We start from the raw sequence: 11828 nt of genomic DNA, 5'->3' as shown, positions 1-11828 counted from the left end.
GGTTGCGGATGGGCCGCAATCGGCACCGCCGGCCGCCTCGTCGGGCACTTCTACATCCACAACGGCGACGAGTCAGGCTTCGTCTGCGAACGCGTCTGACTTCTTCAACAGCCTGCTAGAGCCTGGCAGACGAGGGCGAAGACGAAGGGCTTAGAGATGCTCTGGATCGAGAACTGATGCTCGACATCGCCGATGCCGTGGATCGAGCCGTCGACGCCGGCCATACAGATGGCGAAGAGCTTGGGCCGCACCGAGGCGAGAGCAGGGATGTAATCGGCGACGACCCCGTCATCGAGGTCCCGGTAGCGGGCGTGGGCTTCCATCAGCAGCGCGTCGATCTGAGGATCTGGCGGCAGACGTCCCGTCGAGACGAGGGCGTCGCTGGAGGTCTCGTCGCTGTGAAATCGCTTATCCATCTGACCCCACCCGCCCTGATCGCGTGGAACGCTAGCGAGACATTGGCCGCATTTCCAGCGGCGAATAGGGCATGGGGAAGGCCACTGGGCGCAAGGGCCCGGTCAGATATGTCGGGGGCGAACGTCACGCTTCCGGGCGTCGCCAGACATAGATCATCACGCCGATCATAACGGCGCCCACCACTGCCTGAAGAGTATGCATCCGGCGAGGGCCACGGGCTGACGGCGAGCGGCGTCTGGTGAGACGGCCGTCTGATTAAGCTGCGCTGTGGTGCTCAACCGTGGTGCGGCGCCAGTGCCAAGGCAGTAGAACGGCGAGCTGGTTCTGTTGCGTCGCCGCGATGCGGGCGAGCGCGCTCGGCGAGCCAGGCCTGCGGGTCGACGTCGTTCAGTTTCGCGGTGGTGATGAGCGTCGCCATGATGGCGGCACGATCGGCGCCGCGGTCGGAGCCGGCAAAGAGCCAAGCTTTCCGGCCGAGTGCAAAGCCGCGCAGGCTGCGCTCGGCGGCATTGTTAAAGGGCATGCTGCTTTCGGCACCACTGCCCGATGGATGCAACCGCCCTGAAGAGGGTATTGGGGATCGCCGGGATAGGGGTTCCGGGAGCATGAAACGGCGGCAGGCCGACCTGACCATGAGCTGCGAGCTCGAGTTGTTACGTGGCCGCCCCTACGACTTGCCCGGCTGCGCTGCGAGCGCGGATCCGTAGATGTCGTGCAAGCCCGCTGGCTCCCTTGGATAACAGGAGAATCAGCATGCGTATCGTGGGCATGGATATCCATCGGTCGTTCGCTCAGGTGGCGATCCTGGAAAACGGACAGATCACCCGGGAGTTTCGGGTTGATCTTGTCCAAGGGCCGTTGGTGAACTTTGCCAAGACGCTCGACCTGGAGGACGAGGTCGTCATCGAGGCAACCGGCAATAGTGCCGCCGTCGAGCGGTTGATGCGGCCCCACGTCAAGCGTGTCGCTGTAGCCAACTCGCGCCTGGTGAGAGCGATCGCGTATGCGCGGGTCAAAACGGACAAGATCGATGCCGCCATTCTGGCCCGCCTGCACGCGGCGGGCTTCCTGCCCGAGGTCTGGGTGGCTGACGAGGACACTCTGAGCCGGAGGCGCCGGATTGCTGAGCGAATGGGCGTCCTTGAACAGGTGGTCCGAACGAAAGGACGCATCCAAGCGATCCTGAATTCCAACTTGATCCCGAGATACAGCGGGCATCTCTTTGGCAAGGCTGGACGCAATTGGCTCGACAGCTTGGCGCTGCCCGATGAGGAACGTGCCATGCTCGGGCGCCTGATTATTGAGCTCGAGCGTGTCTCCACCCAAATGGCGCATCTCGACAGAGCGTTGGCGCAGCAGGCGCTTGACGATCCGCGTGCCCGGCAGCTGATGACAATTCCTGGGATAAGCTCGGTCGTCGCGACCACGGTTCTGGCCTCGATTGGCGATGTGTCGCGCTTCCCGACGCCGCAGAAGCTGAGCAGCTACTTCGGGTTGACTCCCAAGGTGCGTCAGTCTGGTGACCAACCGGCACGCCACGGACGCATCTCCAAGCAGGGTAATGGCGATGCCCGCAAGATGCTCGTGGAGGCGGCCTGGTCGGCGAAGACGGCGCCTGGTCCACTCCGGGCATTCTTTGTTCGGATCCAGCACAAGCGGGGCGCTGCCGCGGCCGCCGTGGCGACAGCTCGCAAGCTGGCCGTAATGATCTGGCATGTGTTGTCGGGAGGCTCGGAGTACATCTTTGCCCGACCGGCCTTCACCGCGATGAAGCTCCGAAAAGTCGCTTTGAAGGCGGGTGCGCCACGCGAGTATGGCAAAGCTGGGCCCGGTCGTGACTACTGGATCAAAGAAATCCGGCACAAGGAAATGGACTACGTCGAGCGCGTCGAACGAGCTTACGAGCGAATGGTCGAGGCATGGCGGGAAAAGCCGAGGAAATCTGCAGCCGGATGAGATTTGGGGCTTCTCAACACCATCCGTCGTCAGGCAGATGCGACCGTCATCGAGGAAGCCGGCGAAGCGGCTCCAGCGCTTGAGCATATAGTCGATCGGCTTGGCGACCGACGACGAACGCGACAGCATGGCGCGCTTCTCCTGCAGCCACGCGTGCACGTCGTCGACGAGCGGCCTGGACTGCTCCTGCCGGATGCGCCGACGGTCCTCGGCGCTCAAGCCGTTTATTTTGCGCTCGATTTCGAACAGAGCGTCGATACGCGTCACCGCTTCCAGCCCAATCGGCGAGACGGGCGCGGCGGATGGCCCGCGCCGCGCCGAGGCCGCGATGTCGGCGAGTTCGAAGAAGCCGCAGCGTGCGTGGGCCCAACAGAGCGCCGAGGTGACCGCTCCCGCCTTGCGCGCCGGATCATAGAGGCCGTTGTAGCCGCCATAAGCATCGGCCTGCAGAATGCCCCGCCAGCCTTTGAGGTGATCATCGGGATGCTCGTGCCTGCGATCACGCGAGGCGTAGTAAAGCGCCGCCGGCGGATCGGCGCCGCCGAACGGCCTGTCGTCGCGCACATAGGTCCAGATCCGGCCCGTGTCGGTCTTGCCCTTGGCCAGGATCGGCACCGTGGTGTCGTCGGCGTGCAAGCGCTGCGCCGCCATGACTTGCCGGGCGATCAACTCATGCAGCGGCTTCAGCGCTACCGTGGCCGCGCCGACCTGGTCGGCCAGCGTCGAGACGGAGAGGTCGATGCCTTCGCGGCCGTAGCGCTCGCTCTGGCGGTTGAGCGGTTGATGCTGGCCGAACTTCTCGAACAGCACCATGGCCAGCAGCTTCGGCCCCACGAAGGCGCAGCGCTTGGCTCGACAAGCATCGCACGCCGCCAAGCCAGCAATTGCGAGCGCGCGATCCCGTGCCGCCGCGCCGTCGCTGAGATCTGGCGCGGACTAGCCATGCTTTCCAGCACGATCCGCTCCTTATCGCCCTCGCTCCAGCGGCGACGACGCCCCGTCTCGACCACGTCGAGGCGATTCAAGACGCTGTCAGTATGGCTGTCCATACTGACAGCGCTCAACGATTTGCATCACCCCGCGCAAGGCGGCCCACGCCGGACGCGTACCCTGAAGAGGGCAGGACGAGGTTTCCAGGAAGATCAGCGAATAGCTATATTGGGATGTATGACGGCACGCTCCTCGAACCCGAAGTCCGAAACTGCGTCGAGGGTGCCGATCTGGTGCTCGATATCGGTGCCCCGCTCACCGACTTCAACAGCGTTGCCTTCACCGCCCGGCTCGACCCGGCCAGGACGATCACCATCGGCCATCGTCGTGTGACAATCGGCTCTACGACCTATGACAACCTGGAGATCGGCGATGTCCGCGGCGCTCGCTGCCCGGCTGGCGCGGCGTGACTGGACGCGACGCAAGCCCGGCACGCTCGGCCCGGCATCGGAGGACGGGGCCTCACCGCTCGATGCCGCCGCGCTCTATCCGCGCTGGGCGGATTTCCTGGCCGAAGGCGACATCCTGATCGCTGAAACCGGGACCGCCTCGATGGGGATGGGTTTTGCTTGGCTGCCCCGGAGGGCGAGCTTCCACAACCCGACTTTGTGGGGTTCGATCGGTTGGGCGACGCCGGCGGCGGTCGGAGCGGCGGTCGCCGCACCCGAAAGGCGGACGGTACTGTTCACCGGCGAGGGCTCGCACCAGCTCACTTGCCAATGTTCCGGAGCGGACAGGTGTTGAGCCCAAACATCGAATAAAGCGGGCAGGTTTGGAAAAGGCCGGTTGACAGTGGGACTAGACCAATCAATCCCCACCAACGCGCCGCACCTTCGACGATAAAGATCAGAGATATCAGGAGCAACCCAACGACGATCCGCAGCAGGCGATCGATCCCTCCTACATTCTTGGTCATGATCCATTCTCCTCTGGCTTGTGGCCACATCGGGTCCGGTCCGGGTTGCCCCTTGAAGGAAATTCTCACCCTATCATTGCTCGAGACAACCATCTCGCTCTCTGATCTGGAGCAAGCATAAGATACAGGAAGCTCGACCGTGGCGAAGTCGAACATACCCTCCAACCGTTTGGCCTACCCCGCCGCCGGCTCGTTGAACTGATCGAAGGCTCGCAGCGCGTCAGCCGCGTACATGAGCGCAGGGCCCCCGCCCATATAGACCGACATCGCGGCGATCTCGGCGACTTCCTGCCGCGTCGCGCCAAGACCGACCAGTGCCTTGCTGTGAAATCCGATGCAGCCGTCACAGCGCTGCGTGATGCCGATCGCGAGAGCCACCAGCTCCTTGGTCTTCTTGTCGAGGGCACCGTCGGCACCGGCTGCCTTCGACAGGGCATAAAAGGCCTGCATGGCATCAGGTTGCAGCTTCCTGATCTCGCTGCTGTAGGCCGAAATATCCCTAGTGATGGCGCGATAATCTTTGCTCACAACCCGCTCCTGACCGGCCTCTTCTCACTTTTCAATCTTATAATATAAGAGAAATACAAAATGTGAAGCGGACACCACGATGGATTTGATGCAGATCATGCCTGACAAGGCCGAAATGGTGGCCGGGTTCCTCAAGGGATTGGCCAATCCAAGCCGGCTTCTGATTCTTTGCACGCTAACCCAGGGCGAAAGGAGCGTTACGGAGTTGATAGCAGCGACCGGCGTGCCCCAAACCTCGATGTCTCAGCACCTTTCCAAGCTGAAGACCGAGGGTATCGTCGAATTCCGCCGCGAGCACCGGACCCTGTACTATTCCATTGGCCAGCCTGTCGTGACTGAAATCATGACAACGCTTTACGAGCATTTTTGCGCCGGCGAGGCGTGACAAGGCGGAGCATAATGCTGGCGCGCGCTGCTCCTCTGAGCAAAATGCCTGACATCCTGGGGACAATGACCAGGACAGGGCACGAGGAGGGGTACGTCGCCGGCATCCTGAGACTTGGCAAGCAAGCGTTCGCAGAGATCCGATCCACCCGGTGATGTGCGATATGTCCGTAGGATCTACGCAAGACGACCGTCGCGCAGGGTGAATTTTCGGTCGAACCGATCGAGTATCTTTTCATCGTGGGTGACGACGATGACGGCGGCGTCCTGCTCGACGGCGACCTTGCGGAGCAGATCCATCACGATTCCCGCGCGTTTCGAGTCGAGTGCGGCCGTCGGCTCGTCGGCGAGAATGATGCGTGGCCGATTGGCCAGAGCGCGCGCGATGGCAACGCGCTGCGCCTCGCCCCCCGACAGCTTGGCGGGCATCGCGTTCCGGCGGTGCCCGACCTCGAGATAGTCGAGCAGTTCGACCGCCCGGGCCCGGGCGGCAACCGCTTCTTCCCCGGCCAGCTGCAGTACGAGAGCCACGTTGTCGGTCGCGTCGAGGAACGGGATGAGATTGTGGAACTGGAAGATGAAGCCGATATTGTGGAGCCTGAGCTGCCTGAGATTGGACTTCAACCATTGCCCCTCGCTCAACACCGTCTCGCCGTCGAACGCCATCGAGCCGGAGGACGCCTCGAGGATGCAGCCGATGATGTTGAGGAGCGTCGTCTTCCCGGAACCGGAAGGGCCAAGCAAGGCGACGACCTGGCGCGGATAGACGTCCAGGCTCACATCGCGAAGCGCATCCACGCGCGTCTCGCCTTCGCCAAAATGCTTGGAGATGCGGTCGCATCGAACGAGCGGATGATCTGCCATCGTGCCGGCCATCGCTCAGCTTCCCAATGCGGTTGCGGGGTCGACCCGAAGCGCCGCTCGAACCCCGAGCCCGCTCGCCATCAGGCACACGGCGACCACGACGAGACCGAGCGTGAGTATGTTGTCGACTTCAAGAATCACACGGCGCGGAAAGTAGTCGCTGACGCTCGCGATCAGTGTGGCACCAATGGAAAATCCGATGAGCCCCAGCGCCAGCGCCTGCTGAACGATCATGCCGACGATGGTCCGATCCGGGGCGCCGATCAGCTTCAGGGTGGCGATCTGCTTCGTCTTCTCCATGGTCATCGTGTAGATGATCAGCGCGATGATCACGGCGGATACGACGAGCAGGAGCGACGTGAAGAGCCCGATCTGACGCCTGGCGCGATCGACCAGGGAGCGGATCAGGATCTGTTCCTGAGCCTCCTGGGTGATCGCAGCCTGGTGTTTCCAGCGACGAACTGTTTCGGCCACCGCTTCCGGCGAGGCATTGGGCTGCAACCTTGCGACGACAGCGTTCACGGTGTCGCGGCTGCCTCCGACGGCACCGCGCGCCTGCTGGATGCGCGCCGCCGACGGAGCAAGGTCAAACTGTAGCTTCTGGGCATCTGACAACGTGATATAGACGGCAGGATCACCACCGGAGCTGACTTGGTGGCGCGTCAATCCCACGACTGAAAACGTGTTCCGGCCAACGCGAAGGCGATCCCCAAGCGCGAGGCCGGTGCTTTGATCGGCCACCATCTCATAGTGGCTGCGGGCGATACCCCGCCCTGCAAGGATCTCCGGCGGCCCTCCCGGCCGCGTCGGCTCGTAACCGATGACATAGAGCCTGAGCTTGGCGGCCATATGTTCGGTTTCGACCGTCTGATAGGTGATGCCGCCAGCCGACTCGACGCCGGCGATGCGCGCGACGGCCTCTCGGACGTCGCCGGGAATGCGCGAGGCTTCGGCGAAGGGGCCACGCGTGTTGGCCTCGACGATCCATAAATCGACGGCGGGGGCCCGAGCGATGGTCAGCGCATCGACGACAAGCCCGCGATAGATGCCGATCATGGCCAGCACGACACCGAGCAGCAGTCCGAGCCCGATGCAGGTCAGGATGAAGCGCCCGAAGCCGTGCCGTATGTCGCGATAGGCGAGGTTCACAGCCCCTTGCCCTCGCTGATCCGCGCCGTACGCCCGACCTGCCAGCCTGGCGCAACGCGCATTACCACGCGCGCGCGCTCTGGCACCCCGCCGACGATCTCGAGACGAGAATCCTCCGTGCGGTGCCGGAACCTGACGAGCCGGCGGTTCAGCCGGCCATCCTCGACCGTCCAGACCGTGCCTTCGTGGCCGTTGTAGCCGTGAACAGCTGCCTCCGGAATCAGGAGCGCCTCGGCGAGGGTGGCAGCCGTGATCAGAAACTCGACCTGCTCTCCCAGGAATACGCGGGCGGGCGGGTTGTCGCCCCTGATGAAGACGCGACGCTCCTCGGTGCTGCGATCACTTTCAAGGCCGATGCGGGCCACCTTGCCGGTGAAGACGTCCTGCGGGCGGGAACGCAAGCGGGCCTGCACCCGCTGGCCCTCCGCGATAAAGCCGGCACGCGCCTCGTCGACATAGGCAAGGCCCCAGTAGCTGTCGTTTGCGATCAGGGTGAAGATCGGATCACCGGCCTTGACGACCGTGCCCAGTTCCTTGTGCCGTTCGATGACTATCGCATCATAGGGAGCCGTCAATGTCCGGTGTCCCAGCAGTGTTTCTTCGAACTGGACTTGCGCCCGAGCATCCGCCAGTTGCGCCCTGCTGCTCGCGACCTCGCTTTCGGTAACGGTGACGTCCGCCTTCGCAACGGCCTCGTCCCGGGCGGACTCTTCAGCTGACTGCTCCGACACGACGCTACGTCCGGCGAGCTCCTGCCTACGCCGGTTGGCAACCTGCCTTTGCGCCAGAACGGCACGCGTCTTCTCCAGATTCGCCTCCGCGCGTGCGATGTTGACTTCGGCGATCTGGAGCGCGGCGCGTGCCTTTGCCACCTTGGCCTGCTGCTCGCCCAAGCTGAGCCGGGCCAGGACCTGCCCCTTGCGGACATGGTCGCCATGATCTGCATGGAGTTCCACTAGCGCAGCTCCAGCCTCGAAGCCGACTTTGGACATCACGCGGGCCTCGACCGTGCCCAGACCGAATACACGGACCGGGACATCACGCTCGGGCATGACTACTTCAACTTCGACCGGACGGTTGCGGTAGACGACGCTGGCGCCAAAAAGCACGCTGATGACCGCCACGCCAGCAAGAGCGCGCCGGACGGTTCGCCGGCCGAAGATGCTTGTCTGCTTCGGCTTCGTCGCGTTCAGACTGCCGACGATTCCCGGCTGGTTGGATGGCACATCCATGCTGTTCAGGCTCCGTAGCGACTATACACGTCGCATTGCGACCGTTGGGGTTCAGCCGGCCCCTGCCGGAGACGTAGTGTCAAAAGCCAGCCTCCGCGCTTAGCCGGAGGCGATCGTCGCCGGCAGGTTCATGAAGATCACGTAGGTTGCAACGGTCAGGATGAGCGCGGCGAAGATGCGGTTCAGTGTGGCCTTGCCCGCTGAGAGGCGCGTCGCCAGCAGCATGCCGAGAATGCCGCCCAGGACGCCGCCGGAGATAAACTGCCCCGCGATGACCCAATCGACGAGGCCGCTGCGGGCATAGTTCAGGGCCGTCGCCAGCCCGAAGGTTCCCACCCCGAGCAAAGAGGAGCCGATGGCGTTGATCATCGGCATGCCGGTGGCGATGACGAGCGCCGGCACGATGAGGAAGCCGCCGCCGATGCCGAAGAAGCCGGACGCCATGCCTGTCGCAAGTGCCGCGGCGGCGGTGAGCACACATGTGCGCCGGTCGACCGGCCGCTCCTCGCCGCGGCCGACGCCGCGCGGCCGCAGCATCAGCACCCCGACGACGACCATCAACGCGCCGAAGAGCAGGAGAAGGCGGGTTCCGTCGACGACGAGGCCAAGGCTCGAACCGAGCAGGGCGCCAAGCGTGCCCACCGCCGCGAAGACGGCCGCGCAAAGCCAGCGCACATGGCCCTTCCGGGCATGGGCGAGCAGGTTGGCATAGGCGTTGATCGAGACAGCGAGCGCGCCGGTGCCGATCGCCACGTGCGGGTTGGCGACGCCGACGACATAGAGCAGCAGCGGCGTGGCCAGGATCGAGCCGCCGCCGCCGACCAGCCCGAGGCTGAAGCCCACGAGGCCGCCGGAGGCGAGCGCCAGGACGAGGGTCGATGTCATCGCGGCAGCATCCCCACGATGACCCGGTCGTGCAGCATCATCCCCGCCGCCATCGCCGCGACGAACAGCAAGACCGGGACGAGGCCCATCGACAGGGCAGAGACCGCCGGGCCCGGGCAGAAGCCGGCGAGCCCCCATCCGGCTCCGAACAGTGCGGAGCCCGCCACCAGCCGCCCGTCGATCTCCGTCTTCTCCGGCAGGTGGAAACTATCGTCGAGCAGGGGGCGCGACAGGCGGCGTTGCAGCATGACGCCCGGTACCGCCACGAGCACAGCGCCGCCGAGCACGAAGGCCAGGCTCGGGTCCCAATGCCCGCTGGCGAGATTGAGGAAGCCGAGCACGCGCGCCGGATCGAGCATTCCGGAGAGCGACAGGCCGAAGCCGAAGAGCGCGCCGGCGAGGAGCGCAACGACGATACGCAGGGCCGCGAGACGCTTCACCGCAGGAACTCCATCAGCGTCGCCATGGCGACCCCCGCGAGGAGGAAGGTCGCGGTCGCGGCAAACGAACGTTTCGAAAAGCGGGCGAGGCCGAGGATGCCGTGACCCGAGGTGCAGCCCGAGCCCATGCGCGTGCCGATGCCGACGGCGAGCCCGGCCGCGAGGACCAGGGGCCAGGAGGCAGCGATGGTCACGGACGGGAAGCTCCCGAAGGCCAACCTGTAGAGCGGCGGGCCGCTGATGAGCCCGATGACGAAAGCCGCATTTAACAGGACCTGCCCGCCGCCGAGCAAACTGCCGACGATGCCGCTGATGCCGGCGATCCGCCCGTCCAGCAGCAGCAGCACGACGGCGGAGAGGCCGAGCAACATGCCGCCGATTAGGGAAGGCCAATAGGCGCTCATAGGTGCTGCTCCTGTTCGCAATAGATGGCGTAGAGGGCTTCGATCAGGCGCGCGGCCTTCTCTTCGCTCAGGCGGTAGAAGATCTGCTTGGCCTCGCGGCGCGTGGTGACGACCCCGGCTTCACGCAGCGCGCCGAGCTGCTGCGACAATGTCGGCTGACGAATGCCCAGCCGCTCCTCGAGCTCGCCCACGGCGTATTCCCCCTCGGCGAGGGCGCAGGCGAGCCGGAGACGGGCTGGATGCGACAATGTCTTGAGCAAGGCGGCAACCTCGCCGGCGCGCGCCTCCATCTCCGCCGGCGGCATCTTGCGGGTCATTGCGGCGGCCATCACCACGCAGCCCCCGAGAGCGCATCGAGCGGAAATTTGAGATACCGCCTGCCGTTGGCTTCGGGCTCCGGCAGCCGCCCGCCGCGGATGTTGACCTGGAGCGCATGCAGGATCAACTTCGGCATCGGCAGGGTGCGGTCGCGCGCTTCCCGCAGCGCGACAAAACGCTCCTCCGTCATATCGACGATGTGCGGATTTGCGCGCTTCTGCTCGCCCACCGTGCTCTCCCATCTGGCAGCGCGCCCGCCAGGCTCGTAGTCGTGCCCGGTGAACAGGCGCGTCTCGTCCGGCAGGGCCAGGATCGCCTGGATCGACGCCCACAGGGCCTTGGCGCTACCGCCCGGAAAATCCCCGCGCGCCGTGCCGGAATCCGGCATGAAGATCGTATCGTGCACGAATGCCGCATCGCCGATCACATAGGTCACGGAGGCAAGGGTATGGCCGGGCGAGAACATCACGCGCCCCATGAGCTCGCCGACCTTGAAGCTGTCGCCCTCGTCAAACAGCCGGTCCCATTGCGAGCCGTCAGTCGTCAGGTCTGGCCAGTTGTAGAGATCCTGCCAGAGCTTCTGGACATCCGTAACGCGCGCGCCGATGGCTGTCGGGGCACCTGTCTTCTGCTTGAGATAGTGAGCGGCCGAGAAGTGATCGGCATGGGGATGGGTGTCGAGGATCCACTCCACGGTCAGCCCCTCGCGCGCCACATAGGCGAGGATCTCGTCGGCCTGATGCGTAGCGGTCGCCCCGGATTTCTCATCGAACTCATAGACCGGGTCGATGATCGCGCAGCGCCGCGTCTTCGGATCGGTGACGACATACTGGATGCTAAGGGTGCGCGGCTCGTAGAAGCCCTTCACCTGCGGCGCCCGGGCCGCATTCCGGGCAAGCCATTGCACCGCGCCCGAGAGATCGAAACCGCGCTCGCGACCGAAGGCCTCGACCTCGCCGGGCTTCTTGCGGCCGTCCAGTACCTCGCCCAACGCATGTAACGTCAATGAACGCGTGCCACTGCGGCAATGGGCGTAGACACGCCCCTTGGCCCCCGACACCGCCTCCTGGAAGGCGCGAATATCGGCCTCGGTGATCGTCGTCGCCGTCACGGGGATGAAGCGATAGGCCAGGCCGGCCTGCTCGAGAATAGCCTTCTCGGCGGCGCTGCCTGGCTGGCCCAGCTCCTCGCCATCGGGACGGTTGTTGATGATGGTGGCGAAGTCGCCAGCCGCAAGTACGGAGAGCGTCTCCTGGCTCGGCTGGTCGGCCACCGTCAGCCGGTCGTCGATCTTCACGGCGGTCATCGTGAGCATCCTCTCGATTAGGAATCACTATATTATTGC

15 protein-coding genes and 3 pseudogenes are annotated in these 11828 nt (G+C 64.6%); 4 read left to right on the top strand and 14 right to left on the bottom strand.

What is annotated here, in order from left to right; all coding sequences use genetic code 11:
- Nucleotides 1–104 precede the first annotated feature (104 nt).
- Together Q8S38_RS17830 and Q8S38_RS17825 are read right to left on the bottom strand one after the other, a co-directional pair.
- Nucleotides 105–416, bottom strand: coding sequence for a glutaminase (locus tag Q8S38_RS17830; RefSeq protein ID WP_305681712.1), 312 nt, complete (start codon nt 414–416; stop codon nt 105–107).
- 256 nt (nt 417–672) lie between these two features.
- Nucleotides 673–931, bottom strand: a pseudogene (locus Q8S38_RS17825) (transposase domain-containing protein); the annotation flags it as partial.
- A 254-nt stretch (nt 932–1185) separates the two neighbouring features.
- Between Q8S38_RS17825 and Q8S38_RS17820 the strand changes: the two are divergent.
- Nucleotides 1186–2373: an IS110 family RNA-guided transposase gene (locus Q8S38_RS17820; RefSeq protein ID WP_305681718.1), complete on the top strand. Its 1188-nt coding sequence runs from the start codon at nt 1186–1188 to the stop codon at nt 2371–2373.
- A 9-nt stretch (nt 2374–2382) separates the two neighbouring features.
- Here the strand turns inward: Q8S38_RS17820 and tnpC are convergent.
- Both tnpC and Q8S38_RS17810 read right to left on the bottom strand, forming a co-directional pair.
- A pseudogene (tnpC, locus tag Q8S38_RS17815) lies at nt 2383–3210 on the bottom strand (IS66 family transposase); the annotation flags it as partial.
- A gap of 32 nt (nt 3211–3242) precedes the next feature.
- Nucleotides 3243–3422 (bottom strand): annotated as a pseudogene (locus tag Q8S38_RS17810) (transposase); the annotation flags it as partial.
- A 114-nt stretch (nt 3423–3536) separates the two neighbouring features.
- Here Q8S38_RS17810 and Q8S38_RS17805 point away from each other — a divergent pair.
- Together Q8S38_RS17805 and Q8S38_RS17800 are read left to right on the top strand one after the other, a co-directional pair.
- Nucleotides 3537–3773, top strand: a complete 237-nt coding sequence (locus Q8S38_RS17805; protein WP_305681711.1) for a hypothetical protein — start codon at nt 3537–3539, stop codon at nt 3771–3773.
- Nucleotides 3736–4107, top strand: a complete 372-nt coding sequence (locus Q8S38_RS17800; protein WP_305681710.1) for a thiamine pyrophosphate-dependent enzyme — start codon at nt 3736–3738, stop codon at nt 4105–4107. The genes Q8S38_RS17805 and Q8S38_RS17800 overlap by 38 nt, the downstream gene beginning before the upstream one ends.
- Here the strand turns inward: Q8S38_RS17800 and Q8S38_RS17795 are convergent.
- Complete coding sequence (locus Q8S38_RS17795; RefSeq protein WP_305681709.1) at nt 4073–4279, bottom strand: YgaP family membrane protein; 207 nt, start codon at nt 4277–4279, stop codon at nt 4073–4075. The genes Q8S38_RS17800 and Q8S38_RS17795 overlap by 35 nt on opposite strands.
- 174 nt (nt 4280–4453) lie before the next feature.
- A complete protein-coding gene (locus tag Q8S38_RS17790; protein WP_305681708.1) occupies nt 4454–4807 on the bottom strand; it encodes a carboxymuconolactone decarboxylase family protein in 354 nt (117 codons plus the stop codon).
- Nucleotides 4808–4886: 79 nt separating this feature from the next.
- Between Q8S38_RS17790 and Q8S38_RS17785 the strand changes: the two genes are divergently transcribed.
- Complete coding sequence (locus tag Q8S38_RS17785) at nt 4887–5192, top strand: ArsR/SmtB family transcription factor (protein WP_305681707.1); 306 nt, start codon at nt 4887–4889, stop codon at nt 5190–5192.
- A gap of 176 nt (nt 5193–5368) precedes the next feature.
- On the opposite strand, the gene Q8S38_RS17780 is transcribed toward Q8S38_RS17785, so the two are convergent.
- The 8 genes from Q8S38_RS17780 to blh form a co-directional block, all read right to left on the bottom strand.
- Entirely contained in the window at nt 5369–6067 is a 699-nt protein-coding gene (locus Q8S38_RS17780; protein WP_305681706.1) for an ABC transporter ATP-binding protein, read from the bottom strand.
- A 3-nt stretch (nt 6068–6070) separates the two neighbouring features.
- Complete coding sequence (locus tag Q8S38_RS17775; protein ID WP_305681705.1) at nt 6071–7204, bottom strand: ABC transporter permease; 1134 nt, start codon at nt 7202–7204, stop codon at nt 6071–6073.
- Nucleotides 7201–8436, bottom strand: a complete 1236-nt coding sequence (locus Q8S38_RS17770) for an efflux RND transporter periplasmic adaptor subunit (protein WP_305681704.1) — start codon at nt 8434–8436, stop codon at nt 7201–7203. The genes Q8S38_RS17775 and Q8S38_RS17770 overlap by 4 nt, the downstream gene beginning before the upstream one ends.
- 99 nt (nt 8437–8535) lie before the next feature.
- Nucleotides 8536–9321: a sulfite exporter TauE/SafE family protein gene (locus Q8S38_RS17765; protein ID WP_305681703.1), complete on the bottom strand. Its 786-nt coding sequence runs from the start codon at nt 9319–9321 to the stop codon at nt 8536–8538.
- The gene (locus Q8S38_RS17760; protein WP_305681702.1) at nt 9318–9761 is read right to left on the bottom strand and encodes a YeeE/YedE family protein; all 444 of its coding nucleotides are present in this window, start codon (nt 9759–9761) and stop codon (nt 9318–9320) included. The genes Q8S38_RS17765 and Q8S38_RS17760 overlap by 4 nt, the downstream gene beginning before the upstream one ends.
- Nucleotides 9758–10165, bottom strand: coding sequence for a YeeE/YedE family protein (locus Q8S38_RS17755; RefSeq protein ID WP_305681701.1), 408 nt, complete (start codon nt 10163–10165; stop codon nt 9758–9760). Before Q8S38_RS17755 ends, Q8S38_RS17760 begins: the two co-directional genes overlap by 4 nt.
- Nucleotides 10162–10482, bottom strand: a complete 321-nt coding sequence (gene bigR / locus Q8S38_RS17750) for a sulfite-sensing transcriptional repressor BigR (protein ID WP_305681717.1) — start codon at nt 10480–10482, stop codon at nt 10162–10164. Before bigR ends, Q8S38_RS17755 begins: the two co-directional genes overlap by 4 nt.
- Before the next feature lie 11 nt (nt 10483–10493).
- Nucleotides 10494–11789, bottom strand: coding sequence for a bifunctional sulfur transferase/dioxygenase Blh (blh, locus tag Q8S38_RS17745; RefSeq protein ID WP_305681700.1), 1296 nt, complete (start codon nt 11787–11789; stop codon nt 10494–10496).
- Nucleotides 11790–11828 lie beyond the last annotated feature (39 nt).

This window comes from Allobosea sp. (assembly GCF_030695125.1).
Taxonomy (GTDB): domain Bacteria; phylum Pseudomonadota; class Alphaproteobacteria; order Rhizobiales; family Beijerinckiaceae; genus Allobosea.
The sequence above is the reverse complement of the archived record's forward strand: the minus strand, read 5'-3'. Positions and strand labels throughout refer to the sequence as shown.